At 69.1% G+C, this 25,593-nt stretch carries 22 protein-coding genes; 4 read left to right on the top strand and 18 right to left on the bottom strand.

Annotated features, from left to right (window positions below; genetic code table 11):
* Positions 1 to 7 precede the first annotated feature (7 nt).
* The 9 genes from VI238_RS07795 to VI238_RS07755 form a co-directional block, all read right to left on the bottom strand.
* Positions 8 to 622: a CvpA family protein gene (locus VI238_RS07795; RefSeq protein WP_331650134.1), complete on the bottom strand. Its 615-nt coding sequence runs from the start codon at positions 620 to 622 to the stop codon at positions 8 to 10.
* Between the two features lie 109 nt (positions 623 to 731).
* Positions 732 to 1,667 carry an SPOR domain-containing protein gene (locus VI238_RS07790; protein ID WP_331650133.1) on the bottom strand — a complete coding sequence of 312 codons (936 nt, stop codon included), beginning with the start codon at positions 1,665 to 1,667 and terminating at the stop codon, positions 732 to 734.
* Between the two features lie 74 nt (positions 1,668 to 1,741).
* The gene (folC, locus tag VI238_RS07785) at positions 1,742 to 3,055 is read right to left on the bottom strand and encodes a bifunctional tetrahydrofolate synthase/dihydrofolate synthase (protein ID WP_331650131.1); all 1,314 of its coding nucleotides are present in this window, start codon (positions 3,053 to 3,055) and stop codon (positions 1,742 to 1,744) included.
* 7 nt (positions 3,056 to 3,062) lie between these two features.
* Entirely contained in the window at positions 3,063 to 3,692 is a 630-nt protein-coding gene (locus tag VI238_RS07780; protein ID WP_331650130.1) for a rhomboid family intramembrane serine protease, read from the bottom strand.
* Between the two features lie 210 nt (positions 3,693 to 3,902).
* Positions 3,903 to 4,970, bottom strand: a complete 1,068-nt coding sequence (locus VI238_RS07775; protein WP_331650128.1) for a M35 family metallo-endopeptidase — start codon at positions 4,968 to 4,970, stop codon at positions 3,903 to 3,905.
* Positions 4,971 to 5,111: 141 nt separating this feature from the next.
* Complete coding sequence (locus tag VI238_RS07770) at positions 5,112 to 5,492, bottom strand: cupredoxin domain-containing protein (RefSeq protein WP_331650127.1); 381 nt, start codon at positions 5,490 to 5,492, stop codon at positions 5,112 to 5,114.
* Between the two features lie 7 nt (positions 5,493 to 5,499).
* Positions 5,500 to 7,029: a DUF1501 domain-containing protein gene (locus tag VI238_RS07765; RefSeq protein ID WP_331650126.1), complete on the bottom strand. Its 1,530-nt coding sequence runs from the start codon at positions 7,027 to 7,029 to the stop codon at positions 5,500 to 5,502.
* Between the two features lie 43 nt (positions 7,030 to 7,072).
* Positions 7,073 to 8,962 (bottom strand): DUF1800 domain-containing protein, encoded by a 1,890-nt coding sequence (locus tag VI238_RS07760; RefSeq protein WP_331650125.1) that lies wholly within the window; start codon positions 8,960 to 8,962, stop codon positions 7,073 to 7,075.
* Between the two features lie 39 nt (positions 8,963 to 9,001).
* A complete protein-coding gene (locus VI238_RS07755) occupies positions 9,002 to 9,451 on the bottom strand; it encodes an MGMT family protein (protein WP_414650037.1) in 450 nt (149 codons plus the stop codon).
* Between the two features lie 47 nt (positions 9,452 to 9,498).
* Here VI238_RS07755 and VI238_RS07750 point away from each other — a divergent pair, with 47 nt between their 5' ends.
* Positions 9,499 to 9,903 (top strand): hypothetical protein, encoded by a 405-nt coding sequence (locus VI238_RS07750; RefSeq protein WP_331650123.1) that lies wholly within the window; start codon positions 9,499 to 9,501, stop codon positions 9,901 to 9,903.
* Between the two features lie 93 nt (positions 9,904 to 9,996).
* Here VI238_RS07750 and VI238_RS07745 read toward each other — a convergent pair whose 3' ends face one another.
* Together VI238_RS07745 and VI238_RS07740 are read right to left on the bottom strand one after the other, a co-directional pair.
* Entirely contained in the window at positions 9,997 to 11,130 is a 1,134-nt protein-coding gene (locus VI238_RS07745) for an inorganic phosphate transporter (RefSeq protein WP_331650122.1), read from the bottom strand.
* Between the two features lie 159 nt (positions 11,131 to 11,289).
* Complete coding sequence (locus tag VI238_RS07740; RefSeq protein WP_331650121.1) at positions 11,290 to 11,919, bottom strand: DUF47 domain-containing protein; 630 nt, start codon at positions 11,917 to 11,919, stop codon at positions 11,290 to 11,292.
* A 215-nt stretch (positions 11,920 to 12,134) separates the two neighbouring features.
* On the opposite strand from VI238_RS07740, the gene VI238_RS07735 reads away from it, so the two are divergent.
* A complete protein-coding gene (locus tag VI238_RS07735; RefSeq protein WP_331650119.1) occupies positions 12,135 to 13,448 on the top strand; it encodes a hemolysin family protein in 1,314 nt (437 codons plus the stop codon).
* 75 nt (positions 13,449 to 13,523) lie between these two features.
* On the opposite strand, the gene VI238_RS07730 is transcribed toward VI238_RS07735, so the two are convergent.
* On the bottom strand, positions 13,524 to 14,279 hold the full coding sequence (locus tag VI238_RS07730) for an RNA methyltransferase (protein WP_331650118.1): 756 nt from the start codon (positions 14,277 to 14,279) through the stop codon (positions 13,524 to 13,526).
* A 156-nt stretch (positions 14,280 to 14,435) separates the two neighbouring features.
* Between VI238_RS07730 and VI238_RS07725 the strand changes: the two genes are divergently transcribed.
* Positions 14,436 to 15,236, top strand: coding sequence for an inositol monophosphatase family protein (locus VI238_RS07725; protein WP_331650117.1), 801 nt, complete (start codon positions 14,436 to 14,438; stop codon positions 15,234 to 15,236).
* Positions 15,237 to 15,491: 255 nt separating this feature from the next.
* On the opposite strand, the gene VI238_RS07720 is transcribed toward VI238_RS07725, so the two are convergent.
* The 6 genes from VI238_RS07720 to VI238_RS07695 form a co-directional block, all read right to left on the bottom strand.
* Positions 15,492 to 16,646, bottom strand: coding sequence for an OmpA family protein (locus VI238_RS07720; RefSeq protein WP_331650116.1), 1,155 nt, complete (start codon positions 16,644 to 16,646; stop codon positions 15,492 to 15,494).
* Positions 16,647 to 16,888: 242 nt separating this feature from the next.
* Complete coding sequence (gene prpF, locus VI238_RS07715) at positions 16,889 to 18,109, bottom strand: 2-methylaconitate cis-trans isomerase PrpF (protein WP_331650115.1); 1,221 nt, start codon at positions 18,107 to 18,109, stop codon at positions 16,889 to 16,891.
* Positions 18,110 to 18,165: 56 nt separating this feature from the next.
* Positions 18,166 to 20,775 carry a Fe/S-dependent 2-methylisocitrate dehydratase AcnD gene (acnD, locus tag VI238_RS07710; protein WP_331650114.1) on the bottom strand — a complete coding sequence of 870 codons (2,610 nt, stop codon included), beginning with the start codon at positions 20,773 to 20,775 and terminating at the stop codon, positions 18,166 to 18,168.
* A 175-nt stretch (positions 20,776 to 20,950) separates the two neighbouring features.
* On the bottom strand, positions 20,951 to 22,489 hold the full coding sequence (locus VI238_RS07705; protein WP_331650112.1) for a right-handed parallel beta-helix repeat-containing protein: 1,539 nt from the start codon (positions 22,487 to 22,489) through the stop codon (positions 20,951 to 20,953).
* 78 nt (positions 22,490 to 22,567) lie between these two features.
* A complete protein-coding gene (locus tag VI238_RS07700; protein WP_331650111.1) occupies positions 22,568 to 23,254 on the bottom strand; it encodes a hypothetical protein in 687 nt (228 codons plus the stop codon).
* Between the two features lie 58 nt (positions 23,255 to 23,312).
* Positions 23,313 to 24,233, bottom strand: coding sequence for a LysR family transcriptional regulator (locus tag VI238_RS07695; RefSeq protein ID WP_331650109.1), 921 nt, complete (start codon positions 24,231 to 24,233; stop codon positions 23,313 to 23,315).
* Between the two features lie 318 nt (positions 24,234 to 24,551).
* Between VI238_RS07695 and VI238_RS07690 the strand changes: the two genes are divergently transcribed.
* A complete protein-coding gene (locus tag VI238_RS07690; RefSeq protein WP_331650108.1) occupies positions 24,552 to 25,586 on the top strand; it encodes an aldo/keto reductase in 1,035 nt (344 codons plus the stop codon).
* The last annotated feature ends 7 nt before the right edge of the window (positions 25,587 to 25,593 follow it).

The following is a 25,593-nucleotide window of genomic DNA, read 5'->3' as shown; positions in this document are numbered from 1 at the left end:
GGCTACTTCAAGTGGATGGGGTCTGGACGGCGGCGGTGTCGCTGCTGCCGGCCGGCGTGCCGCCGGGCGCGGCAGGTTTGCCCGGCGAAGCGGCCGGCGCGGCCGGTCGCACGAACGGCTCGAGCAGGCCCTGCACCGGCTCGAGATGTCGCGCGACCTCCTGCGGCAGACGCGCGGCGAGCCATTGCGCCCCGCGCTCGAAGCCGGGCAGCAATTGTGACTGGTGCCACCACGGGTCGCGCGCGAACGGCGTGAAGCCGAGCAGCAGCACGACCAGCACGACCAGCGCCAGCCCGCGCGCAAGGCCGAATACCATGCCGAGCAGCCGGTCGCTGCCCGACAAGCCACTGCCCTCTACCAGCTTGCGTACGAGGAAGGTGACGATCGCGCCCGCGATCAGCACCGCCACGAAGCACAGGACGTAGGCGAGGATCACGCGCACCGACGGGGTGGATATGCTGGCGGAAAAGCGCTCTGCAAGGGCGGGCCCGACCATCCATGCGGTCCAGAATGCGGCGATCCATATCGCCAGCGCGAGGACCTCGCCGATGAACCCGCGCCAGAGCCCCATCAGCACCGATAGGGCGAGCACCGCGACGATCGTGTAATCGACCCAGTTCATCGGGACGCCGCGAACCGGCCATCGGCGCGCCGGACCGGATGCAACCCGAACGGCGCGTCGTCACGCCCTCCGACGATTCCAGGTTCCCGATTCCAGGTTCCCGGCTTCATCACTGCGTCACGACGATGCCATCGAGCTTGAGCTTGTCCTTGATGCCCGCGCGCAGCTTCTCCGCCGCAGCGCGATCGACTTCCGGTCCCGCGCGCACGCGCCAGAGCGCCGTGCCGCTCGCGTCGACTTTGTCGACGAACGCGACGAAGCCCGCATTCCTGACCCGATCGCGCAGCTTGTTCGCATCATCGACCGTCTTGAGCGCACCGAGCTGCACGGCCCAGCCGCCGGCGCGCGCCGCCGGCACTGCGTTGGCGGGCGCATCGGACGTCGCGTCCTCCATCGCCGCGACGACGCTTCCGGGCACGCCCGGCTGCGCCTGCTTGATGCGCAGCCTCGCTGCCTCGGCCGCAGCGCGATCGGCGAACGGGCCGACGCGCACGCGTTCGGCGGGTTTGCCCTGGTACTCGCTCGCTTCGGCCGACGCCGGAAAACCGCCCTTCTTGAGGCTCGCGACGAGGTCGCGGGCGTTCTTGTCGCTCGCGTATACGCCCAGATGGACGTAATAGCGGCCATTGGCGGCCAGCCCCGGCATCGGCTTGGCGGTTTCGACGGGCTCCGGCTTGGCGGCCTGCGGCTTGACGGCTTCCGGCATCGTGGGCGCAGGCTTGGACGGCGCGGCGCTGGCGACTTCGGCCGGAGCGGCCGCCACCGGCGGCGCGGGCTTCGGCGCGGTCGATGTATCGACGGTCGCGATCGTGTCCGGCGGCGGTGCGGGCGTCGACGCCGCGGTCGGATTGGCCGCCGACGGATCGACGGGCAGCACGCGCGTCTGGAACTCCCGATCAGGAGCCGGCGGGATCGCGAGCGTCGACGTCTCCATTTCGGCCGACTTCTGCGGCGCGGAGCCGGAGATGAGCATCGGCACGAAGATCACGGCCAGCGCGATCAGCACCGCGGCGCCGAGCAGGCGCTGTTTCAACGACAGATCCATGAGCGATCCGCTTCGGGCGACGGCGCGATTATACGCGCCCGGCGCAACGATCCCGCACGCGACGGCCCCCGCGTTCAGCGTTGCGCGACGAACGCCAGTGCGGCCGCGGCGACGAAGAACGATCCGAACGCGAGCACGCGATCGCCCGGCCGCGCGTCGGCCCGGGCTGCCGCCAGGGCGGTGCCGACGTCGGGACTCGCGGCGGCGACGCGGCTGCCGGCGATTTCCCCGACCAGCCTCGCGAGTGTTTCTGCATCGAGTCCGCGTGGCGAATCCCGATCGAGTCCGGCCGGATACCAGCGATCGACACGGGCAGCGACCGCAGCGACGATGCCGCGCACGTCCTTGTCGGCGAGCGCACCGAACACCGCGAGCGTACGGCCGCGCGCGGGCTCGCGACCCAGCCAGTCGCCGAGCACGCGCGCTGCCTGCGGGTTGTGCGCGACGTCGACGACGAATTCCGGATCGCCGTCGAAGCGCTGCAGCCGCGCGCCGACGCGCGCATCCGCGACACCGCGCGCGATCGCCGCCGGATTCCAGCGGAGGCGCGTGCGCAACGCGCGCAGTACCGCGATCGCACCGGCAGCGTTCGCGTGCTGGCACGGCGCGACGAGCCCCGGCTTGGGCAGCACGAGGTCGGCCCCGTCCCCGCGCCAGCGCCACTGCATCGAACCCGCAGCGGTCTCCCAGGCGTAGTCGCGGCCCGCACGCCGGAGGTCCGCACCGATGCGCTGCGCGGCATCGAGCAACGCCGCGGGCGGGTCCGATTCGGCGACGATCGCGGGGCGGCCGGCGCGGAAAATGCCGGCCTTCTCGCGCCCGATGCTGTCGCGGTCGTTGCCGAGCCAGTCCTGATGGTCGAGATCGACCGTGGTGACGATCGACGCATCGGCATCGATGATGTTGACCGCGTCGAGCCGGCCGCCGAGGCCGACCTCGAGTACGGCGACGTCGAGTTCCGCATGGGCGAAGATCCACAGCGCCGCGAGCGTGCCGAACTCGAAGTAGGTGAGCTCGATCGCCATGGCCGGATCGGCCGGGCCGGCCGTCGCGAGGCGCGCCGCCTCGATGCGCGCGAACGCGTCGACGAGGAGGCGGTCGTCGACCTCCTCGCCGGCGACTCTCACGCGCTCGTTGTAGCGCTGCAGGTGCGGCGAGGTGTACGCACCGACGCGCCGACCGTCGGCGGCGAGCATCGCCTCGAGGAAGGCGACGGTCGAGCCCTTGCCGTTGGTGCCGCCGACGACGACGACGAGCGGCGCCGGCGCCGGCGCGCCGAGCCGCCGCCACACCTCGCGCACGCGATCGAGGCCGAGTTCGATCGCGCGAGGATGCAGGCGCTGCTGGTAGTCGAGCCAGTCGGCCAGGCCCGCCGGTTGCGTCGCCATCGATGCCTCAGCGACGCAGGACGCGCCGCGGCTTCCATGGCAGGCGCCCGCGCCAGTACTGGATCAGCACGAAGCCGAATGCGAGTCCGCCCAGGTGCGCGAAATGAGCGACGCCGACCTGCGAGCCGGTGACGCCGAGGAACAGTTCGAGGCCGCCATAGAGCGTCACGAACAGCCACGCGGGCATCGGGATCGCGAAATAGACGAGGATGCGCGCGTGCGGGAACATCATTCCGTACGCGAGCAGCAGGCCGAAGACGCCGCCGGAAGCGCCGAGCGTCGGCTGGTAACCGCCGTCGAAGAAGTGCACGACCGCGAGCTGGGTCAGTGCCGCGCCGACGACGCACACGGCGTAGTACAGCGCGAACGGACGCGAACCGAACAACTGTTCGATCGGTCCGCCGAACATCCACAAGGCGAGCATGTTGAACGCGATGTGCGCGAAGTTGCCGTGCAGGAACGCATAGGTGACGAGCTGCCACGGCTCGAACCCCGGCACGTCGCCGTACGGCGATGGGCCCAGCGGCCACAGCGCGAAGTGCACGAGCAGCGCATCGCCGAACACCTGCTGCAGCAGGTAGGCGACGACGTTCGCGATGAGCAGGACGCGGGTGATCGGGGGCATTTCGACGGGCATGCGCGTGGCGACCGGAGCGACACGGCATTGTGACGGTTCCGATCGTCCCAGGCGAGTGTGGATGAAACGGCCTCGCGACGCGTGCGGGCACGGACCGCCCGGCTCCCGACGCGCCGCCGCCGATGTGACGGATTCACCCCATGCAGGCCCGCGGGCAGCGCTCCCGGATGACCGCGAGAAACGGGGGCCGCCGCAGCGGCCCCCGGGGACTCAATTGCGCGCCGGGTTGTTCTCGGCGAAGTACTCGTGGTTGTCGGCGTTGTCGACCGCATGGCTCGGATTGCTCAACGCGAGATTGTGCGCGGCGGTCTGGCCATAGGCCCAGTCGTCGGTGCCGGCGACGACGTTGAAGTGGCTCGTCTCGTGCACGAGCGTGCCCGCACGCGAATCGGTGCCGGTATTCGGCGCCGACCAGAACGCGCCGCACAGGTACACGCGGTACGGCTGCGTCGGGTACACATAGGCGTACGTGTTGCGGTCGGTGCAGCTGCAGTCGAACGTGTACGGCTGGGACGACAACGCGCTCTTCAGGTTCGTGAAGTGCGAGCGAACCGTCCCATAGCGGCTGCTGGTGTAGGTACCGAACCACCAGGTGTAGCGACTGCCGCGCGTGCCCGCGTCGAGGTAGCTCTTCGCGTTGGTCGCGTACGTGACCGCCGAATTGCGTGCGGTCGCGAGCTGCGACTGGCGCGTATTGCTGCAACTGACGAAGCTGTTGCTCGCGGCGAGCACGCCGGGCATGCCCTGCGCCGCCGCGCCGTCATCGAGCGCACCCGGCGCGCCGTCGACCCACAGCGTCACCGCATCGCTATCGATCGCGACGGTCGCCGCGACCCCGGCTTTCGATGCCTGCAGCGCCTCGAGCAGCGCGCTCTGCGCATCGCGCACGTAGCGGACCGTGTACTGCCCGCCTGCCTTCATGTCGTAGTACGCGCTGAGATCGACATCGACCGTGCGCGACTCGCCCGGTTTCAGTTCGACGTAGTCCTGCGCGCCCGGCGTCGCCCGCTTGTACATCGGGCCGATGTAGGCGGCCGCGACGCCGTCGCGTTCGACGTCGAACAGGTCGGACGTGACGCCGTCGAGCGGCGTCTGCCAGCGCAGCACGTGCAGCGCCGACGCGCTTTCGTTCGTCATCGTGAAGACGAGCTTGCCGCTGCCGACGTCGGCGGCGACGGCCGACGCGTCGAGATGCACGGAAACTCCGCCCGGCGCCGCGCCGGCGGTGGCCGCGAACGCGCAGCCGAGCAACAACGCTCCCAACAAGACCTTACCCATGGCTCTCCCTCATGTGGTCAGGAAGCGGACATCGACGATGCCCGCGCGGCCCCCAAAGCCGCGCACCCGAGGTTATGGGCTGATGCGCACGCACGCAACGCCGCGGCGCAACAACCGCGCAGTACGATGCGACGTGCGTCGCTATTCGGGCAGGTATACCTTTTCGAACCCGGCGACGAGGATTCGATCCAGTACCGTCACTGCACCGCGCATGCCGCTCGTGAGGTCGCCGTGCTGCTCGCAGTAGTAGCCCACGTCGCCGAGGCGGTTGAAGCGCACCGACACCTGCCAGTGCTGGCTGCTCGGCGCGTTGTGCAGGTTGCAGTCGAGCGCACAGGTGAAGCTGCCGTCGTCGGCGCGGACGTTGTGCAGGCCGCCATTGTTGACGAAACGGATCGTGTCGCCCTGGTAGATCTCGATCTGCGCGGGCGAGAACGTCATGTCCTCGTTCGCCGTCACGGTGAACGAACGCGCCTGCGCTTGGGCCGCGCAGCATGCGAGGACGAGAAGGAGCGCGCGCATCGCGCGGTCAGGCCATGAAGCCGAGGTCGCCTCCGCCCGGGAAGCGGCCGAGGTTCGGGAAGAGATCGGCGATGCCGCCCGCGTCGACGCCGAACCAGCGCGCGAGCGTCGCCGAATACTGGTCGACGGCGAGCGTGGGGATGATCTGGCCGTAGCCGGTATCGTCGGGATTGCCGTTGCCGGGCTGGGCCTCGTCGTACTGGGCGAGCGACGGCATCGTGCCGTAGAAGCGCTGGCCGCGCACGGCGCCGCCGACCACGACATGATGTCCGCCCCAGCCGTGGTCGGTACCGTCGCTGTTGACGGCGAGCGAACGCCCGAAATCCGACGCGGTGAACGCGGTGACGCCGTCGGCCACGCCCATCTCGACGGTTGCAGCATGGAATGCGGCGAGCGCCTGCGACAGCTGCAGCAGGTTGTCCGCCTGGTCGGTGAGTTGCGATCCGTGCGTGTCGTAGTTGCCGACCGAGACGAAGAACACCTGGCGGCTCATGCCGAGCGCCGCGCGCACCTTGATCATGAGCGCGACGGCCGCTAGCTGGTTGCCGAGATCGGTGTCGGGGAACGGCGTGGCAAGCCGCGTGCCGGTCATCGCAGCGTTGAGCAGCACCGCATTGGCGATGGAACGGTTCGCGGTGTCGGCGAACGCGCGCTCGAGCACGTGCGTCTGCGTGCCGCCTGCGCGCAGCGCGTCGTACGCCGCGGCGCGCCCTGGATCGTTGCCGTTGCCGACCAGCCACGATTCGGGACCGTCGCCGCGAAAGCTCATGCCTTGCACGCGGAAGAAATCGACCGGGTTGCCCTGGTCGTCGACACCGGCGGCGGCGAACGCCGCGCCGTACGCGTCGACGGCGAACTGGTTGACGCTCGCCGCGCGCTGGAAGCGGTTCTCGCCCGACAGCGTGATGCTCATCGGCAACCCGCCCGCGTTCGATCCGTAGAGCATGTCGGCGATGCGCCCGCCCCAGCCGTTCGCGTTGGCGTCGTCGGGGCGCGAGGTCTGCCACTGGTTGGTCTGGTCGTCGTGCGAGTACAGCTGCGACGGCGTCGACACCGAGCCGTCCTGGTACTGCTGCTGCGTGATCGGGTACAGCAGCGTGCCGACATTGGCGACGATCGCGGCCTTGCCGCTGTTGAACAGTCCGCGCAGCCCCGCATTGCCGCCGGCCGCCTGGCCCATCGACGGATGCATCGCGTAGGTCGCGCCATCGCTCGGCAACCCGCCGGGCAATCCACCCTGCGCAGCGAGCGGGGACAGCACGTTCGCCTGCAGCTCGGCCTGCGCGAGCGCGAGCCCCTGCCGCGTGCTCTGGTAGACCGGATAATGCGCGGCGTCGCACGGCACGATCGTATTGAAGCTGTCGTTGCCGCCGTAGAGGTACACGCACACGAGAGCCTTGTAGTCGCCGAACGCGTATCGACGCGCGGCGGCCGCGGCGGAGATCAGGCGCAGGTTTCCGAGCGCACCGTAGAGGCCGGCGCCGCCGAGCGCGGCGCAGATGCTCCGGCGCAGGAATTCACGTCGATTCACGTGCATGGGTGGTTCCTCTCGGCGGACGCGGGCAAACCGGCGGCGCGGCTCATTTCTGGATCGAGTATTCGGGCGAGTTGAAGATGAGATAGAGCGCTTCCTGCACGCGCGCGCGACCGATGTCGTCGTAGTCGCCCGGCGCCATCGACGCGAGGCGAGCGACGAGCACGCCGCGCATGAACGGCGACATCTGCCCGCCCATCAGCAGCAGGCTGTAGCGGTCGACGAGTGCGGCGGGATCGCTCGCGGCGAGCGGCGCGTCGCGCGCTTCGTCCATCTGCAGCGTCTGCGGATCGCTCGCGTCCCAGCAGGCGTCGCTCGCGGTGTAGTTGCAGAAGATCTGGTGGAACAGGTAATTCGGCATCGCCGTCGAGGTCGTATCGCCGAGGATCTGGAATTCGGGGCTGACCAGGCCGCGCGTACGCACCTCGCCCGCCTGCGCGAAATCGGGTTTGAAGAAGTTGAACACGGTCGGCGAGTACAACGGCGCCTCGCCGATCTGTTCGATGATCGGCGGCCAGGTGTCGAGGTTGCCCGAACGGCCGCTGTAGCGCGGATCGCCGGTCGGCGTGCGCGCGGACATGGCGCGCCACATCTGCGTGATCTTGAGCAGCGGTTCGCGCAGCTTGCCGAACGTGTCCGGCCTCTGCCACTGGCCGTAGCGCGCCTCGCGATCGAGCAGGATCGCCTTCACCACCGCCTTGAGGTTGCCGCGAACGTGCGATGCGCTGCCGTCGTCGTTGAACACCTGCGCGACGCGCTGGACGTAGGCCGGGGTCGGATTGCTGGTGACGAGGCGCTGGATCAGGCGCACCGCGATGAACGGGCCGACGTTCGGATGATGGAACACGTTGTCGAGCGCCGCCGTGAGCTCGGACTGCGCATCGCCGCCGTGCATGAGCACGCCGCCCGACAGGGCGACGCCCGGATAGTCGAGCAACTGCTTGTCGGTCGCATCGTCGTGCCAGTACTCGACCGGCTCCATCGGGCGCTGCCACGCCAGGTCGTCGAGGTTGGCCGGCCCGCAGTAAAAATACTGCCACGGGTTGTCGGGGTTGTTGCAGCAGAGCGGTACGCCGTCCTGGTAGTCCACGCTGCAGCCGATGCTGTTGAAGTCCCAGCCGGTGAACACGGCGGCGAAGCCGCGCACGGTTTCCTGGCCGTAGGTCGCGACCGGCTGTCCGTTGACGAGCTTCGGCGTGCCGTCGAGGTTGAGCTGGACCAGACCGATCGAGAAGAGCTGGTTGATCTCGCGCGCGTAGTTCTCGTCCGGATGGATGTTCTCCTCCGGGTTCGCCTTCTGGTTCTGGATCGAACTCAGGAACACGCCCATCGCCGGATGCTTGGTCACGTCCTCGAGCAGCGTGCGGTAGTTGCCGAACGCGTCGGCGGCGAGCATGTCGTAATAGCTCGCGAGCGCCCACGGCTGCTGTGCGAGCGTGCCGTTGCTATTGGACACGACGAAGATCTCGCTGAGCGCGAACGCGACGCGCTGGCGCAGCTGGTCGGTCGGCACCTGCTGCGCACGGCTCGGATCGGGGGTGCCGACCGAATTGATCGTCCACGCTTGCAGGCGCGTGCCGGCCCATTCGGCGACGGTGTTGCAATAGTCGTCGCCGGCCTCGCACGAGAGGCCCTGCACCCAATCGAGGTACGGCACCTGCGTCGACGGTGCCTTGGCGAACTGCTCGGCAAGCCAGCCGTCGTAGCCGACCGCACGCAGGTGCGCGATGTCTTCCGCGGTCGCGCCGAACGTCGCCTGGGCGAGGAAGCGCGAAGCGTCGGCGTCCGTCGCCGGGCCGCCGACGATGCCTTCGAAACCGTCCTGGAAGTTCTGGTCGGGCCATTGGCTCTGCGCGTTCGTACGCACCGCCGGCAGCGCGCACAGGCACGCGAGCACGGCCACCCGGATGTCCCGCAGGCATCTTGCGAACCGCATCACGACCTCCCCTTCCGGCGATTCCGGAATGCGCGGACTCTAATCCTCCCGTCCGGTCGCGTTCATGACGCGTACCGCAGTTGCGCGATGCCGCTTGCCGGTTTTCGCGCGCGCCGATGTCCGATCGCCCGGCACAGCGGGCCCCCAGAGCAGTCGGTCGACGTCGCGTTCCCAGCCGTGGAGCGAGAGGTCGACCCGACCTGCGCGCACGAGCACGCCCTCGCCCGCGAGGCGGCGCACCTGTTCGCGAAACGCCCTGCTGCCCGGCGGAAACGCAAGGCGGCCGTCCGCCCGCAATACCCGGTGCCATGGCAGCGAGAGCGCGGGAGGTGCTTCGCGCAGCACCGTCCCGACCAGCCGCGCGCGACCCGGCAGGCCCGCGCGCCGCGCGATCTCGCCGTAAGCGGCGACACGCCCGCACGGGATGGCGGCGATCGTCGCCCGGATCGCATCGTGGGCGGGCGGTGCGTCGGGGCGACCTGACTTCATGGCGCGCGCACGCTAGCATACGAAGTCGCGCCAGTCGGAGATTCCACGTGCAGAGTTTCGAACAGATCCGTTCCCATGTCGGCAGCCGCCACGCGCTGCGCACGAACGATCCGTACCTGATCAGCTTCGACCTCGCGCTCGACGACGGCCGTCACCAGGGCGTCTATCTCGCGGAAATGGAAGACGAGGAAGGCGCGAAATACCTGCGCATTTCGACGCCGATCGGCCCCTACACCGGCATGGACGGCACGCGTTGCCTGCGCTTCAACTGGGAACAGCGGACCGGATACCTCGCGCTGAGCGACCTCGAGGGCTCGCCGTACCTGCAGTTGTGCGAAAACCGCCCGTATGCGCTGCTTTCGCCGGGCGAGATCGACCGCGTGATCGCCGAACTCGGCGCGCTCGGCGACCGCATGGAACAGGCGATTTCCAACGGCGGCGACACCTTCTGAGCCTGGGCCGCGCACGCGGCGTTGCTGTCGGGAGCCGGGCGCCGAGGACATCGCGGCAGCCGGCGCGCACGCCCGCGGCGCCGTGCGGTATCGCTAACCGACGAGGCCGAGCATGCGCGCCGCGCGCACGAGCAGCCACGCGATGCCGCCGGTGACGGGCAGGGTCAGGATCCACGCCCACACCATGCGCTCGACGATCGTCCAGCGGATCGCATTGGCGCGCTTGGCCATGCCCACGCCGAGGATCGCGGCCGAGATGTTGTGCGTCGTCGACACCGGGATGCCGAAGTGGGACGCGGCTAGGATCACGCTTGCCGATGCGGTTTCGGCCGCGAAGCCGTTGATCGGGTGAAGCTTGACCATCTTGTGCCCGAGCGTCTTGATGATGCGCCAGCCACCGACGGCCGTGCCGGCCGCCATCACGAGTGCGCAGAGCACCTTGATCCACAACGCGATCCCGAACTGCTTGCCGGCGTCTTCCTCGACGCGCAGGAAGTGAAGCCACGACGGCACGTGGTCGAGCGTGCCCGACGCGGTCGCCGTGGCGAGCGCGAGTGCGATGATGCCCATCGTCTTCTGGGCATCGTTCATGCCGTGCGACAGACCCATCGCACTCGCCGAAACGAGCTGCGCCTTGCCGAAGAATGCATTCGCGAAGCGCGTGCGCCCGAGCCGCTGCAGCCTTCCCTTGCGCGAGCCGAGGAATTCGATCAGCGAGAACAGCAGGCCCATGACGAGCAGGCCGAGCACGAAGCCCGCGAGCGGCGACGTCACCATCGGTACGATCACCTTCGGCAGCACGCCCTTCTCGCCCCACCAGTGCACGCCACCCTGCGCCCAGATGATCGCGCTCCAGTCATCGTGGGCGGCGGCCAGCGCGGCGCCGCAGAGGCCGCCGACGAGCGCGTGCGAGGAACTCGACGGCAGGCCCCACCACCACGTGATGAGGTTCCAGACCACCGCACCGAGCAGGGCGCAGATCAGCACGACCGGCGTGACCGCGACAAGGTGGGTATCGATCAGGCCCGACGCGATCGTCTTCGCGACGGCGGTGCCGAGGAGCGCGCCGACGAGGTTCGTCGCCGCGGCGAGCAGAACCGCCTGCCCCGGGCTGAGCACCTTGGTGGCGACCACGGTCGCGATCGAGTTCGCGGTGTCGTGGAAGCCGTTGATGTATTCGAAGGCCAGCGCGATCAGCACGACCAGCAGGACGAGCGTCAGTTCCATCCACGATCCTCGGTGGTTCCGCCAGCCCGGCGTCCTGCCGTTGCGTGCGGGAAAGCGGTCGCGGTAGGCCGGGTATCACGCATCGGGCCGACGGGCCCGATGCGACGGCGACTGCGAACGCGAGTGCGGCTTCGGTCGCTTCTTGCGGCCGAAGCGTGATCAGGAGTTCTTGAGGACGATCTGGTAGACGACGTTGCCGGCGTCGCGACAACGGTCGATCGCCTTCTCCAGCAGTTCGAACAGGTCCTTCAGCAACAGGATGCGGATCGGTTCGTGACGTCCGCCGTAGAGGTCGCGGTAGAGTTCCAGCAACAGGCGATCGGCTTCGTTCTCGATGGCCTGGAGGCGGTCGTTGAGCGCGCTCATCGCCTCGAGGTTCATGCCCTTGCGCAACTGCGCGACCATCTGGCGGATCACGTCCGCGGCCTTCTCGAGCAGCGCGGCGCGCGCCCCGAAGTCGATGTCGCCGAGGCGATCGGCGGCGAGCGAGTAGCGCTCGGCGAACTTGGAGATCGCCTTGGTGATCTTGTTCAGCGCGGCGGACAGCGCCTCGATGTCCTCGCGGTCGAGCGCGGTCACGAACGTATTGACCAGTTCCCTGCTGATCTGGGCCGTGAGGTCCTTCTCGCGCCTGCGCGCGAGCGTGAACTCGTCGAGCGATACCGCCGACTGGCGCGTCGCGAGCATCTGCACGAGCGCGGCGGCCGAGTCGCGCGCAGCGCCGGCACTCGCCTCGAGCAGGCCGTAGAACTTGTCGCCCTTGCCGAAAATCGTCTGCAACGAAAACATGGTGGGGTCCTGTCGTGGTCGGCCGTGCCGCGCGGGCGGCGCGTATGTTACAGCACCGTTTCAGCACGGTGTCGCCGTCCGACCGCGCCGACCGCCGCGTCGTTGCTACACTCGGCGGCGCTGCGGGCGCAGCCAGCGGTCCATGGCGCGCCGGCGACGTCGTTCCCGGCGGGCCGGGGACGATCTCCCGCCACCCTGGAGGGCAACCGGCCCGGATGCTGATCGAATTCCTGCTCGTCGTCGTGCTCGCACTCTGCAACGGCTTCTTCGCGCTCAGCGAAATGGCCCTCATGACGGCGCGCCACAGCCGGCTCAAGCAACTCGCGCGCGACAGCCGCCGCGCGCAGGCTGCGCTCGACCTCGTGCAGCAGCCGGAAGGGTTCCTCGCCACCGTGCAGGTGTTCATCACGCTGCTGCAGATCAGCGCGGGCGCAGCGCTCGGCGCCGACATCGGCGACCGCATCGGCGCTGAGCTCGACGCCTTCGACCTGCCGCTGCTGGATCGCTATGCCGTGGCGATCGGCGTGTCGCTCAGCGTGGCCGGCATCACATTCCTCAACATGCTGCTCGGCGAACTCGCCCCGAAGCGCGCCGCGCTCGTCGACCCGGAGAAGTTCGCGGTCGCGGTCGCCCTGCCGATGCGCGCACTGGCCTGGCTCGCGGCGCCATTCACGTTCGTGCTGATCGGCCTCACGCGCTGGCTGTTGCGCAGCCTGCGCCTGGACCGCGTCAGCCGCGGCAACGTGAGCGAGGAGGAGATCCGCCTGCTCGTCGCCGAAGGGGCCGACCAGGGCGTGATCGACAGTGACGAGCGCAACATGGTCAACCGCGTGCTGCGACTCGGCGACCGCAGCGCCGACAGCGTCATGACGCCGCGCACGCGCATCGCATGGCTCGATGCCGATGCACCGCTGGAGGAGAACCTCGCGACCATGCGCGATACGCCCTATTCGCGCTACCCGGTCTGCCGCGGCGGCCTGCAGGACGTCCTCGGGGTACTCGAAAGCAAGCGCCTGATCGGCCTCCTCGCCGGCCCGCTCGCGGGGGAACTGTTCGAACAACTGCGCGAGCCGCTGTACGTACCGTCGACCGCGCGCGCGCTGGACCTGCTGGAAGAGTTCCGCGACGCCGAGATCCCGATGGCGCTCGTCGTCGACGAATACGGCGAGATCGACGGCCTCGTCACGCTCAACGACGTGCTGTCGGCGGTGCTCGGCAAGTCCGCGGCAGCGCCGTCGACCGGTCCCGCGGAACATCCGATCGTGCAGCGCGAGGACGGCAGCTGGCTCGTCGACGGCAGCGTCGGCACCGACGACCTGCGCGAGCTGCTGGGCCTGACCGAACTGCCGGACGAGGAAGAACACGAGTACCGCACGGCGGCCGGGATGGTCATGGCGCGGTTCGGGCGCATTCCGCAGGCGGGCGAGCATTTCAGCTGGAGCGGCTTCCGCTTCGAGGTCGTCGACCTCGACGGCGCGCGCATCGACAAGCTCCTCATATCGCGCGCCGAAGAGCCGGCGCGACCGTAGGGCGGCGCGCGAAGCGCGCGCCGCCGATCCCGTCACGCACCTGCGGCGGGACTCGCGCTGCGCGCTCGCCCCGCCCTACTTCACTGGTCCTTGCCGCGCGATGTCCGCCATGCGCATCGCATCGGCGAGGATGCCGTGCAGGACGCGCAGCTCGCGCGCGTCGGGCGCCGCACGCAGGAAAACGCGCCGCAGGCGCTGCAGGATGCGCTCGGGCGATCGGCCCTTGTGGAAATCGATTGCGTCGAGCGTGCGCGCGAGGTGGGCGAAGAACTGCTCCATCGCGGCCGCATCCGCGCGCGCGTCGCCCGGCACCGGCTCTGCTTCCACCCGGTGCTCGAGCCATGCCATGCGCACTTCCCACGCGACCACCTGCACCGCCTGGGCGACGTTCAGCGACGAATACGTCGGATCGGCCGGGATCGTGATGCCGGCATGGCAGTGCTTGATCTCGTCGTTGTCGAGGCCGGAGCGCTCGTTGCCGAACAGCAACGCCACCTCATGTCCGGCACGGGCGGCACCGAGTACGCGCCGCGCCGCCTCGCGCGGATCGAGCTCTTCGAGCACGACGCCGCGGCGACGAGCGGTCGCGCCGAGCACGAGGCGGCAATCGGCGACCGCCTCGGGCAGGGTCGCATGCACGGCCGCGGCGTCGACGACGTCGCCCGCGCCGGCTGCAAGGGCGCTCGCCTCGGCGTGCGGGAACGCCTCGGGAGCCACCAGCGAGAGCCGATGCAGGCCCATCGTGCGGATCGCGCGCGCGGCCGAGCCGATGTTGCCCGGATGGGACGTGCGGACGAGTACGACGCGGACGAGTTCGAGCGGTGACGTCACGGGTTCCTGGCCGGCGTGCGGCGGCCATGGGCAAGGCCGCTTCTCGCTTCACGCGGTCGGCGACAATCGCATAAAGAGCACCCGATCTGCTACCCTCGCGCGCTTGCGCGGCCCGATCGCGCCCGTTCTTTCCAACGCCGCCCAGCGAAACGACCCATGCCCAGACCCGCCGTCAACGTGGCGGTGCGCGCCGCGCGCGCCGCCGGCCAGATCATCCTGCGCTACATGAATCGCCTGGACAGCCTCGAGGTGATCGAGAAGCAGCGGCATGATTACGTGTCGGAAGTCGACAAGCTCGCCGAAGCGGAGATCATCCGCGAGCTGCGCCGCGCCTACCCGCGCGACGCGATCCTCGGCGAGGAATCCGGTCGGATCGGCAATTCGCGCAATGTCTGGGCGATCGATCCGCTCGACGGCACCCACAATTACCTGCGCGGCTTCCCGCATTTCTGCGTCTCGATCGCACTGCTCGAGGCCGGCGAGCCGGTCGTCGGCGTCGTCTACGATCCGTTGCGCGACGAACTGTTCACCGCGAGCAAGGGCGACGGCGCCTACCTCAACGATCGGCGCATCCGCGTCGGCAAGCGCGACGGTCTCGCGGGTGCATTGCTCGTGACGGGCTTCCCGTACCGCCAGCGGCGCCATCTCGATGCCCAGCTCGGCATGACGCGCGTACTGCTCGCCGAGGCCGAGGACATCCGCCGTACCGGCTCGGCCGCGCTCGACCTCGCCTACGTCGCTGCCGGTCGGATGGACGGTTATTTCGAGATCGGCCTCTATACCTGGGACATGGCCGCGGGCTGCCTGCTCGTGCGCGAAGCCGGCGGCCGCTATTGCGACTTCACCGGACGCGAAGGCATCCCGGAAACCGGCAACCTCGTCGCAGGCAACGTCCACGTCGCGAATGCGATGGTCAAGGCGATCGCGCCCGAAGTGACGCCGGTGCTCGCGCGCTGAACACCGGAACCACGCGGGGACGCTGAAGCTGAAGCTGAAGCCAAAGCCAAAGCCAAAGCCAAAGCAGAAGACCGAAACACGAAGGACACGAAGAACACGAAGGAAAAGCGAATTTCCCTCGATGCTCGACGTTGCCCCTCGCACCGTGGATACGCTTGGGCGGCACCACGCCGCGAGCCGCGCAAGGCAAGTCCCACAAAAGAAAAAGCCCGGCTTGCGCCGGGCTTCTTCGTATTGCCTTGCAGAGAACCGGTATTACGGGTTCTCGACCTTCAGCTCGGTGCGACGGTTGCGCGCACGGCCTTCCTTGGTCGAGTTGGTGTCGATCGGCTGGCTCTCGCCGAAGCCCTTGACCGCGGTGATGCGGCTGGCATCGACACCGTGCGACGTCAGGTAGTCGGCAACGATCTGCGCACGACGCTCGGACAGGCCCTGGTTGTACTGGTCGGTACCGACGGAGTCGGTGTGGCCGTCCAGCTCGACCTTGATCTGCGGGTAACGATTGAGCGCGTCGATCGCCTGGTCGAGGATCGCGATCGAATCAGAGGTCGGGACCGCGAGGGTCGGATCGATGTTGTGCTCACCCTTCTTCGGACGGTCGAACTTGAAGTTCACGCCGCGCAGGTCGATGACGACCTTCTGCGGGCAGCCGTCGGGACCCACGATCGTGCCGGCCGGCGTGTCCGCGCAACGGTCGTCGCAGTTGTTGACGCCGTCATGATCGTCGTCGAGCGAGTGGCAATCCGGCGCCGCCGGCGGAGCCGCCGGGGTTTCCGCGACCGCCGGGGCGGCGTGGCCGAAGCTGTAGACGAGGCCGACGCTGGCGATGCCGTCGACGTAGCCCGTCTTGTGCGAGACGCTGTAGCCGAGCGCATCGGACAGATTGCCACGCGTGTTGTTGTCACGGTCGTAGCGCGCCGCGAGTTCGCCGCGGATCGCGACGCGCTCGGACAGGTTGTACTGGATACCGCCGCCGACGGTGAGCATCGGATCCCAGCCGTGCGGATCGTAGCCCTGGCCGTCGAGCAGGTAGCCCGAATACGCGGCGTGGCGCAGCGCACCGATGCCACCCATCACGTACGGACGCCACTGCGCGCCCTCGTCGCCGAAGAACCAGCGGCCACTGACGCCCAGGCCGACGCTTTCCCACTCATGGCCGTCGCGCCACGAGTTGTTGTCGAACTCGGCGTTGTTCATCGTGTACTCGAAATCGACCGCGAAGTGGGGGTTGACCCACACACCGACGCCGACGCCGCCCCAGACGGACGTATCGGTCATGCGATCGCTGTCGGAGAAATTCGCGCCGATGCGCGGAGCGATGTACCAGTTGCCGAAATCCTGCGCGTGCACGGCAGCGCTGCCGCCGACGAGCGCCAGGGCGATGAGCGCACTAAGGGCATTACGTTTCATTCTGGAGGACTCCTCTCTCGTTTTGGTATCAACGCGTGCCCGCCCAATGTCCGCAGGACGCTCACACTCCTCCCTAGTCTACGCCAAAACAATGACAGGGAAACGAGCGTTTAACACTTTAGCATGGGCGGCGGGCTGCGGCCGCAGTGTAGCCAGATCCCCCGGCCCCGCCAACGCTATTGTGAAGATGCCGTTAAGGGTTCGCTCAGTTGGCGCAAAACGCGCCCGTGCGAGCCCGGCGTTCAGGCGCGCTGCGTGGCGGTCGACGCGTCCATGCCGACCGCCTCGAACGGCACGCGCACCGCCCCCTCCATGAGCACGCGCGCGCTGCGACTCATGATCGCCTTGGTCACGATCCAGGCGCCCTCGACCCGGCGCGCCCGCGCGCCCACGCGCAGGGTGCCGGATGGATGCCCGAATCGCACGGCCTCGCGCTCGCCGCCGCCCGCGGCGCGGTTGACGAGGGTGCCCGGAACCGCTGCCGCGGTCGCGATCGCGACCGCGGCGGTGCCCATCATCGCGTGATGCAGCTTGCCCATCGAAATCGCCCGCGCGAGCAGGTCGATATCGCTCGCGCGGACCGCTTTGCCGCTCGAGGCGAGGTAGTCCGCCGGCGGCGCGACGAACGCAACCTTGGGCGTCAGCGGCCTCGACGCGGCCTTGGACGCATCGTCGATGAGGCCCATGCGCACCGCGGCGGCGGCGCGGATCGCCTCCAGCTTCGCGAGCAACGCCGCATCCCCGTTGATCGCCGGCTGCAGTTCGGTGCCGACGCACCCCACGGCGGCCGCGTCGACGAAGACCATCGGCACGCCCGCGTTGATCAGCGTCGCCTCGAAGGTGCCGTAGCCCTCCACCTCGAGCCGCTCGGCGACCTGCCCGGTCGGGAACATCGCGCCGCCGTCCTCGCCCTCATCGGCGGGGTCGAGGAATTCGAGCTGGATCTCCGCGGCGGGGAAGGCCACGCCATCGAGCTCGAAGTCGCCGGTCTCCTCGACCTCGCCCGCGCGCATCGGTACGTGCGCCACGATCGTCTTGCCGATGTTGGCCTGCCAGATGCGCACCGTGCAGACGCCGTCGCGCGGCACCCGTACGGGGTCGACGAAGCCGTTCGCGATCGCGAACGGGCCGACCGCCGAGGACAGGTTGCCGCAATTTCCGCTCCAGTCGATGAAGTCGCCGTCGATCGGAACCTGTCCGTACAGGTAGTCGACGTCGTGACCAGGCACTGACGGCTTCGAGATGATGACGACCTTGCTCGTGCTCGAGGTCGCGCCCCCCATGCCGTCGGTGTGCTTGCCGTACGGGTCGGGCGAGCCGATCACGCGCACCAGCAGCGCGTCGCGCGCCTTGCCCGGCGCCTGGGCGAAATCGGGCAGATCCTCCAGCCGGAAGAACACGCCCTTCGACGTACCGCCCCGCATGTAGGTGGCGGGGATGCGGATCTGCGGATGCATGGACATCGATCGGTCTTCCGTGTGCCGGGGCCGGCGCTTCGCCGGCATGGGTGGGGCGGCGGTCAGGCCGCGCGCGTCGATTCGAGGAAATCCTGCGCGAAGCGCTGCAGCACGCCGCCCGCCTCGTAGATCGAGACTTCCTCGTCCGAATCGAGGCGACAGATGACCGGCACCTCGACGCGCTCGCCGGTGCGGCGGTGGATCACGAGCGTCAGCGTCGCGCGCGGCCTTCGTTCGCCGACGACGTCGAACGTCTCGCTGCCGTCGATGCCGAATGTCCTGCGCGTTTCGCCCGGCTTGAACTCGAGCGGCAGCACGCCCATGCCGATGAGGTTCGTGCGGTGGATGCGCTCGAAGCCTTCGGCGACGATCGCCTCGACGCCGGCGAGGCGCACGCCCTTCGCGGCCCAGTCGCGCGAGCTCCCTTGGCCGTAGTCGGCGCCGGCGACGATGATGAGCGGCTGGCGGCGCTCCATGTAGGTCTCGATCGCTTCCCACATGCGCATGACCTTGCCGTCCGGTTCGACGCGCGCGAGCGAGCCCTGCTTCACCTCGCCGTCGACGACCGCCATCTCGTTGAGGAGCTTCGGGTTCGCGAATGTCGCACGCTGGGCGGTGAGATGGTCGCCGCGATGCGTCGCGTACGAATTGAAGTCTTCCTCGGGCAAGCCCATCCTCGCGAGGTACTCGCCCGCGGCGCTGTCGGCGAGGATCGCATTCGACGGCGACAGATGGTCGGTCGTGATGTTGTCGCCGAGCACCGCGAGCGGGCGCAGGCCGCGCAGCGTGCGTTCGCCCGCGAGCGCGCCTTCCCAGTACGGCGGCCGGCGGATGTAGGTGCTCCGAGGCCGCCAGTCGTACAACGGGCTCGCAGCGCCGTCGTGCCCGACCGCGATCCGGAACATCGGCTCGTACACGCGGCGGAACTGCGCCGGCTTCACGTGCTCGCGCACGATCGCGTCGATCTCGGCGTCGTCTGGCCAGATGTCGGCGAGGCGCACGGGCCTGCCGTGCGCGTCGTGGCCGAGCACGTCCCTCTCGATGTCGAAACGGATCGTCCCGGCGATCGCGTAGGCGATCACGAGCGGAGGCGAGGCGAGGAACGCCTGCTTCGCGTACGGGTGGATGCGACCGTCGAAGTTGCGGTTGCCCGACAGCACCGCGGTCGCGTAGAGGTCGCGCTCGACGATCTCCTGCTGGATCTTCGGGTCGAGCGCGCCGCTCATGCCGTTGCAGGTCGTGCACGCGAACGCGACGATGCCGAAGCCGAGCTTCTCGAGATCCGGCAACAGCCCCGCTTCTTCCAGATACAGCTGCACCGCCTTCGAACCCGGCGCGAGCGAGGTCTTCACCCACGGCTTGCGCACGAGGCCCTTCTGGTTCGCATTGCGCGCGAGCAGCGCCGCGGCGATCACGTTGCGCGGGTTCGACGTATTCGTGCAACTCGTGATCGCGGCGATGATCACGGCGCCGTCGGGCAGCAGCCCTTGCGCTTCCTGTGCGCGAGCGCCCTCGAGGTTCGCGGCGATGCCGCGCTCGGCGAGCGCGGTGGTCGGCAGGCGCCTGTGCGGGTTGGACGGGCCGGCCATGTTGCGCACGACGCCCGAGAGGTCGAAGTGCAGCGTGCGCTCGTAGCGCGCGGTCGCCAGCGCGTCGGCCCACAGGCCCGCGGTCTTCGCGTATACCTCGACGAGGCGCACCTGCTCGTCGCTGCGGCCGGTCAGCCGCAGGTAATCGAGCGTCTGTCCGTCGATGAAGAACATCGCCGCGGTCGCGCCGTACTCGGGCGCCATGTTGGAGATCGTCGCGCGGTCGCCGACGGTGAGCGCGGCGGCGCCCTCGCCGCGGAACTCGAGGTAGGCGCCGACGACCTTTTCCTTGCGCAGGAACTCGGTCAGCGCGAGCACGACGTCGGTCGCAGTGATGCCCGGCTGCGGCTTGCCCGAAAGCTCGACGCCGACGATGTCGGGCAGGCGCATCCACGACGCGCGGCCGAGCATGACGTTCTCGGCCTCGAGGCCGCCGACGCCGACCGCGATCACGCCGAGCGCGTCGACGTGCGGCGTGTGGCTGTCGGTGCCGACGCAGGTGTCCGGATAGGCGACGCCGCCCTCCGTGGCGATCACCGGCGACATCTTCTCCAGGTTGATCTGGTGCATGATGCCGTTGCCGGGCGGGATCACGTCGACGTTGCGGAACGCGCGCTTGGTCCAGTCGATGAAATGGAAGCGGTCCTCGTTGCGGCGATCCTCGATCGCGCGGTTCTTCGCGAACGCGTCCGGGTCGTAGCCGCCGCATTCGACGGCGAGCGAATGATCGACGATCAGCTGCACCGGCACGACCGGGTTAACCTTGGCCGGATCGCCGCCCTGGTCGGCGATCGCGTCGCGCAGGCCCGCGAGATCGACGAGCGCGGTCTGGCCGAGGATGTCGTGGCAGACGACGCGGGCCGGAAACCACGGGAAATCGATTTCGCGCTTGCGGCCGACGAGCTGGCCTAGATAGGCATCGAGCTTGTCCGGCTCGGCGCGACGCACGAGGTTTTCGGCGTGCACGCGCGCGGTGTAGGGCAACGTGGCCCACGCTCCGGGTTCGATCGCCTCGACGGCGGCGCTCGCATCGAAATAGTCGAGCGACGTGCCCGGCAGCGGCTTGCGGAATCGGGTATTCATGGCGGTACCGTGGATGGCGGTCGGCGGAAGACCTTCGGCGCCGTTCACGGGTCGTTCGGCGCGCCCGCGCGAAGCGACGGCGACCGAGGCCTTCCAAAACGCCTATTGTGCCAGACAGGATGCGCGCGGCGGTCGCAATGGCGTGCCAAGGAGATGCGGGCGCGGGTCGGGCGCTTCAACGCTCGTACGCGCCGATGTCGATCGCGCCGCCGGCCACGCGCGGATCGCCGCCGTAGTCGAACGAGCCGGCGAGCCCGCCGTCCGGTTCGACGCCTGCGTCGATCGCGGGCGAGCCGGGCGCAGTACGCAGGTCGGGGCCCACGAGGTCGAGAAAGAGCGGATCCGCGAACGGCGAATGCGCGTCCTGCGACGAGCCCGCGCGCCAGCCCGCGAGGCTGTCGTAGTCGCTGCCGCGCCAGGTCCAGGTCGATCCCGCCGCGCCCGCGTCCGACCAGTACAGGTTGTGATCGAGCACGGCCGGCATCGCCGTGTCGCCCGTGTAGGCGTGGACGAGCACGCCGCCCGGTCCCGCGTACACCACGTTGTCGACGACGAGGTTGTCGCTCGCGTGGTACTGGATCTGCAGCTCGCCCGAGCCCGTTCCCTGCACGTCGTTGCGCAGCAGCGTGTTGCCGACCACGCTGCAGTGCTCGGTGCCGCCGACGCCGGCCGCGTAGCCCCCGAGCGAGATGCCGCTCGAGTTGCCCGAATGGATGATGTTCGACCGCGCGACGACATGGCTCGTCGTGCGCCCCGCGTGCTCGCTCGCGAGCTCGATGCCGAGATCGACGTGATGCACGAGGTTGCGCTCGACCGTGATGCGCGTGCCGCCGTCGACGTAGATGCCGTCGGCGGCGTACTCGTTGCCGTAGGCCGGATTGCCGTACGAACTGACGTCGTGCACCACGTTGCCGACGATGACGCCGTCGCGCGCCTGGTCGAAGGCAGGGTCCGGCGCGACACCCTCGAAGCCGATCGCACCGATGCCGATGTTGTTGGTGTGGTGCACGTGGTTGCCGCTGATCGTCCATTGCTCGACGTTGCCGTCGAGCGAGAACGATTCGCTGCAGCCGAGCACGAGATGGTCGATCTCGTTGCCGGCGATCACCAGTCGCTTGATCGACGCCGGAGCGCGCGTGCCGTCGACCTTGAGGCCGAACGCGTTCGCGGCGCAACCGCTCGCCGTCGTGCGGATGCCGTGGATGTGGTTGCCCTCCACGCGGATGTCGCTGCCCGCGCCGGTCACGTAGAGCCCGATCGGCACGTTCGCGACCGACGCAGTCGAATAGTCGCGCAGCTCGAGTCCGCGCACGATCACGTGGCTCGCGTCAACGAGCGTGACGAGGCCGTGCTGCCCGCCGGGGATCGGCAGCGCCGTGCCATCGATGACCACTGCGTCGCCGGGTACCGCCTGCAGCACGATCGGACCCGCTGCGCCCGACCCCGAACGCGTGATCGTGACCAGCTCGTTGTAGACGCCCGCATGCACGCAGATCGCGTCGCCCGCCGCGACCGCGTCGACCGCATGCTGTATCGACGCCCACGGCGACGCCGCGCTGCCGTCGTGGCCGTCGTCGCCGCCCGGAGCGACGTGGTAGGCGTGGACGGGAGGCTGCTCGAACCCGGAATCGAACACGGTATCGCCCGTACGTGGGCATTGCGCCGCCGCGAGCGACGTCGCGCAGCAGGCGGCGAGTCCGGCGAATGCACGCATGCGAACAGCCTCGATCGGGAACGTTCGCACTATGCCAGCCGGCTGCCGGCACGAAGGCGCACGCGATCACATCGCCGGTCAGCCGCGGCGGCGCAGCTCCTCGAGGATCGCCGCAAGGGTGGCCGCATTGCGACGCGCGAGCTCGAGCGATTCCTGCGTCGCGGCGAACTGGGCGTCGCGCAGCTCCGCCGCGCGCGCGATGTTCTCGCGACCGAGGCGGTTCACATCGGCCGATTCGCGCAGCAGGCGCCACGCGCGCCGCTGCACCGCGAAGACGAGCGCGAACGCGAGCAGCAGCACGCCGAGCAGGCCGAGCACGAGGCTCCAGCGCGACCAGAACCCGTCGCTCGCGCGCTCGTCGTCGCGGTAGTACGCCGCGGCCCATTCGGCGATCGACAGCCATGCCTGGCGATCGTCCGTGTAGACGAAATTCTGCCGCTCGGCCTTCCAGCTCGCGACGCCGACTGGAGCCAGTGGCGTCGCCGGTTGCGCGACCGGCAGGTCCGGCAGATCGAAGTCGACCGTGCCGCGGGCGGCGACGTGGTCGGCGCCGTGACCGCCTTCTGCGCGCACGATCGCGGCGAGCAACCGCACGGAACCGTCGTAGCCGAGCGACTCGCTGCGATAGCGATAGCCGCCGTCTTCCGCCTCGAGCGTGCCGTCGCGGCGCATCGCCGCTTCCCATGCCTGGATCAGGCCGGCGCGATCGGGCGCGGCGAAGGCCAGCGTGGGAAGGAGCAGGATCGGGAAGACGAGGCGGCGCATGGCGCATCCCTGCGGGAACCGGCGCCGAGCATATCGCGCGAGGCGCCGATGCGGGTCGTCAAACCTGCGCGCCGTCGCGCTCCCACGGCGGATCGGCGAATTGCTCGCACAGGAAGTCGACGAACGCGCGCACGCGCGGAGGGACGAGGCGGCGCTGCGGCATCACGGCGTGGATGCCCGATTCGGCGACGGTGTACGCGGGCAGTACCCGGCGCAGGCGACCGCTGCGCAGGTCGTCGCAGACATGCCAGGTCGAATGCAGGGCGATGCCGAGACCGCCGAGCGCGGCGTCGCGCAGCGCCTCGCCGAAGTTGCACTCGAACCGCCCGCCGACGCTCACCGCGACCTCGCATCCGTCGTGGTCGTTCATGCGCCAGACGTCCTGGCGGCCCTGGCTGCCGACGAGCACGAGGCACTCGTGGCGCGCGAGGTCGTCGGGCACCTGCGGGGTGCCGTGCCGCGCGAGGTAGTCGGGCGACGCACACAGCACGCGCCGGTTGGTCGCGATCCTGCGCGCGACGAGGGAGGAATCGTCGAGCGCGCCGATGCGCACCGCGAGGTCGTAACCCGAGCTCACGAGGTCCTTCATCGAATCGCTGAGATCGAGGTTGATGCGCACCTTCGGATAGCGGGCAAGGAATTGCGGCAGCAGCGGCGAGAGGTATTGCCGGCCAAACGATGCGGACGCCGTCATGCGCAAGGTCCCGGATGCCTCCGCGCCGCCACGACGCAACTCGGCCGTGAGCGCTTCGAGGTCGTCGACGAGCGCGCGTCCCCGCTCGGCGAGCGCGCTGCCTTCCGCGGTCGGATGCAAGCGCCGCGTCGTCCGGTGCAGCAGGCGCACGCCGAGCTGCTGCTCGAGCCGCTTGAGTCGCTGGCTCGCGAGCGCGACGGACAGGTCGAGACTGCGTGCAGCCGCGCTGATCGAGCCGAGATCGAGCACGCGCAGGAACAAGGCGATGTCGTCCAGGCGGTCCATTCTCAATACTCTGGCGAAAGTGCTTGTCCGTATCAAAGGTTTTTCGACGGCCGCGCCCCGCCTACGCTGCACCCACGCATCCGTACCCGGATCCCCGATGTTCGCCTTCCCCATCCTGCCGTTCGACCCGTACGCGTCGCCCACGTTCGCCGCATCGGTTCGCCGCAAGCTCCGTGCGACCTCGACGACCGTACGCATGCCGTGCACGCACGGGATGCCCATGCGCACGCACGCTCGCGCCCGGCAACGTCGGCCGCGCGCGACGTACGCGGCATCGCGCGATGCGCATTGAATCCGTCATCCCTTCTGGAGGTTCGCATGGAATACCGTCATCTCGGCCGCTCCGGCTTCAAGGTCCCGGCGCTCAGCTTCGGCACGGGCACGTTCGGCGGCGAAGGCAAGCTGTTCGGCGCCTGGGGCAACACCGATGTCGCCGGCGCGAAACGCCTCGTCGACATCTGCCTCGACGCCGGGCTCACGCTGTTCGACAGCGCCGACGTCTATTCGAGCGGCGCGTCGGAAGCGATCCTCGGCGCCGCGATCAAGGGCCGTCGCGACAAGGTGCTGATCTCCACCAAGGCGACGTTCCGCAGCGGCGACGGCCCGAACGACGTCGGCTCCTCGCGCTTCCACCTCGTGCGCGCGATCGATGCCGCGCTGCAGCGTCTCGGCAGCGACTACATCGACCTGTTCCAACTGCACGGATTCGACGCGAAGACGCCGATCGAGGAAACCATCTCCACGCTCGACGACCTCGTGCGCGCGGGCAAGATCCGCTATCTCGGCGTGTCGAACTTCTCGGGCTGGCACCTCATGAAATCGCTCGCGATCGCCGATCGCCACGGCTGGTCGCGCTACGTCGCCAACCAGACCTACTACTCGCTGATCGGGCGCGATTACGAGTGGGAACTCATGCCGCTCGGCATCGACCAGGGCGTAGGCGCCATGGTATGGAGCCCGCTTGGCTGGGGCCGCCTCACCGGCAGGATCCGGCGCGGCCGCCCGTTGCCGGAGAACAGCCGCCTGCACGGCAGCGCGGAGTTCGGCCCGCCTGTCGACGATGAGCAGCTCTACCGCGTCGTCGACGCGCTCGACGGCATCGCGATGGAAACCGGCAAGACGATTGCGCAGATCGCGATCAACTGGCTGCTGCAGCGGCCGACCGTGTCGAGCGTGATCATCGGCGCGCGCGACGAGGACCAGTTGAAGCAGAACCTCGGCGCGGTCGGCTGGAACCTCACGCCGGAACACGTCGCCAAACTCGACGAGGCGAGCGGCAAGACGACCGCGTATCCGTACTACCCCTACTGGCATCAGGCCGGCTTCGCCGAACGCAACCCGCCGCCGGTCTGAGGCAGCG

Source organism: Dokdonella sp., assembly GCF_036518555.1.
Taxonomy (GTDB): Bacteria; Pseudomonadota; Gammaproteobacteria; order Xanthomonadales; family Rhodanobacteraceae; genus Dokdonella_A.
The sequence above is the reverse complement of the archived record's forward strand: the minus strand, read 5'-3'. Positions and strand labels throughout refer to the sequence as shown.

Bases quoted from the DNA above. Each gene is read 5' to 3' on its own strand.
- VI238_RS07795 (WP_331650134.1), bottom strand. From the start codon at position 622: ATGAACTGGGTCGATTACACGATCGTCGCGGTGCTCGCCCTATCGGTG.
- VI238_RS07790 (WP_331650133.1), bottom strand. From the start codon at position 1,667: ATGGATCTGTCGTTGAAACAGCGCCTGCTCGGCGCCGCGGTGCTGATC.
- folC (WP_331650131.1), bottom strand. From the start codon at position 3,055: ATGGCGACGCAACCGGCGGGCCTGGCCGACTGGCTCGACTACCAGCAG.
- VI238_RS07780 (WP_331650130.1), bottom strand. From the start codon at position 3,692: ATGCCCGTCGAAATGCCCCCGATCACCCGCGTCCTGCTCATCGCGAAC.
- VI238_RS07775 (WP_331650128.1), bottom strand. From the start codon at position 4,970: ATGGGTAAGGTCTTGTTGGGAGCGTTGTTGCTCGGCTGCGCGTTCGCG.
- VI238_RS07770 (WP_331650127.1), bottom strand. From the start codon at position 5,492: ATGCGCGCGCTCCTTCTCGTCCTCGCATGCTGCGCGGCCCAAGCGCAG.
- VI238_RS07765 (WP_331650126.1), bottom strand. From the start codon at position 7,029: ATGCACGTGAATCGACGTGAATTCCTGCGCCGGAGCATCTGCGCCGCG.
- VI238_RS07760 (WP_331650125.1), bottom strand. From the start codon at position 8,962: ATGCGGTTCGCAAGATGCCTGCGGGACATCCGGGTGGCCGTGCTCGCG.
- VI238_RS07755 (WP_414650037.1), bottom strand. From the start codon at position 9,451: ATGAAGTCAGGTCGCCCCGACGCACCGCCCGCCCACGATGCGATCCGG.
- VI238_RS07745 (WP_331650122.1), bottom strand. From the start codon at position 11,130: ATGGAACTGACGCTCGTCCTGCTGGTCGTGCTGATCGCGCTGGCCTTC.
- VI238_RS07740 (WP_331650121.1), bottom strand. From the start codon at position 11,919: ATGTTTTCGTTGCAGACGATTTTCGGCAAGGGCGACAAGTTCTACGGC.
- VI238_RS07735 (WP_331650119.1), top strand. From the start codon at position 12,135: ATGCTGATCGAATTCCTGCTCGTCGTCGTGCTCGCACTCTGCAACGGC.
- VI238_RS07725 (WP_331650117.1), top strand. From the start codon at position 14,436: ATGCCCAGACCCGCCGTCAACGTGGCGGTGCGCGCCGCGCGCGCCGCC.
- VI238_RS07720 (WP_331650116.1), bottom strand. From the start codon at position 16,646: ATGAAACGTAATGCCCTTAGTGCGCTCATCGCCCTGGCGCTCGTCGGC.
- prpF (WP_331650115.1), bottom strand. From the start codon at position 18,109: ATGTCCATGCATCCGCAGATCCGCATCCCCGCCACCTACATGCGGGGC.
- acnD (WP_331650114.1), bottom strand. From the start codon at position 20,775: ATGAATACCCGATTCCGCAAGCCGCTGCCGGGCACGTCGCTCGACTAT.
- VI238_RS07705 (WP_331650112.1), bottom strand. From the start codon at position 22,489: ATGCGTGCATTCGCCGGACTCGCCGCCTGCTGCGCGACGTCGCTCGCG.
- VI238_RS07700 (WP_331650111.1), bottom strand. From the start codon at position 23,254: ATGCGCCGCCTCGTCTTCCCGATCCTGCTCCTTCCCACGCTGGCCTTC.
- VI238_RS07695 (WP_331650109.1), bottom strand. From the start codon at position 24,233: ATGGACCGCCTGGACGACATCGCCTTGTTCCTGCGCGTGCTCGATCTC.
- VI238_RS07690 (WP_331650108.1), top strand. From the start codon at position 24,552: ATGGAATACCGTCATCTCGGCCGCTCCGGCTTCAAGGTCCCGGCGCTC.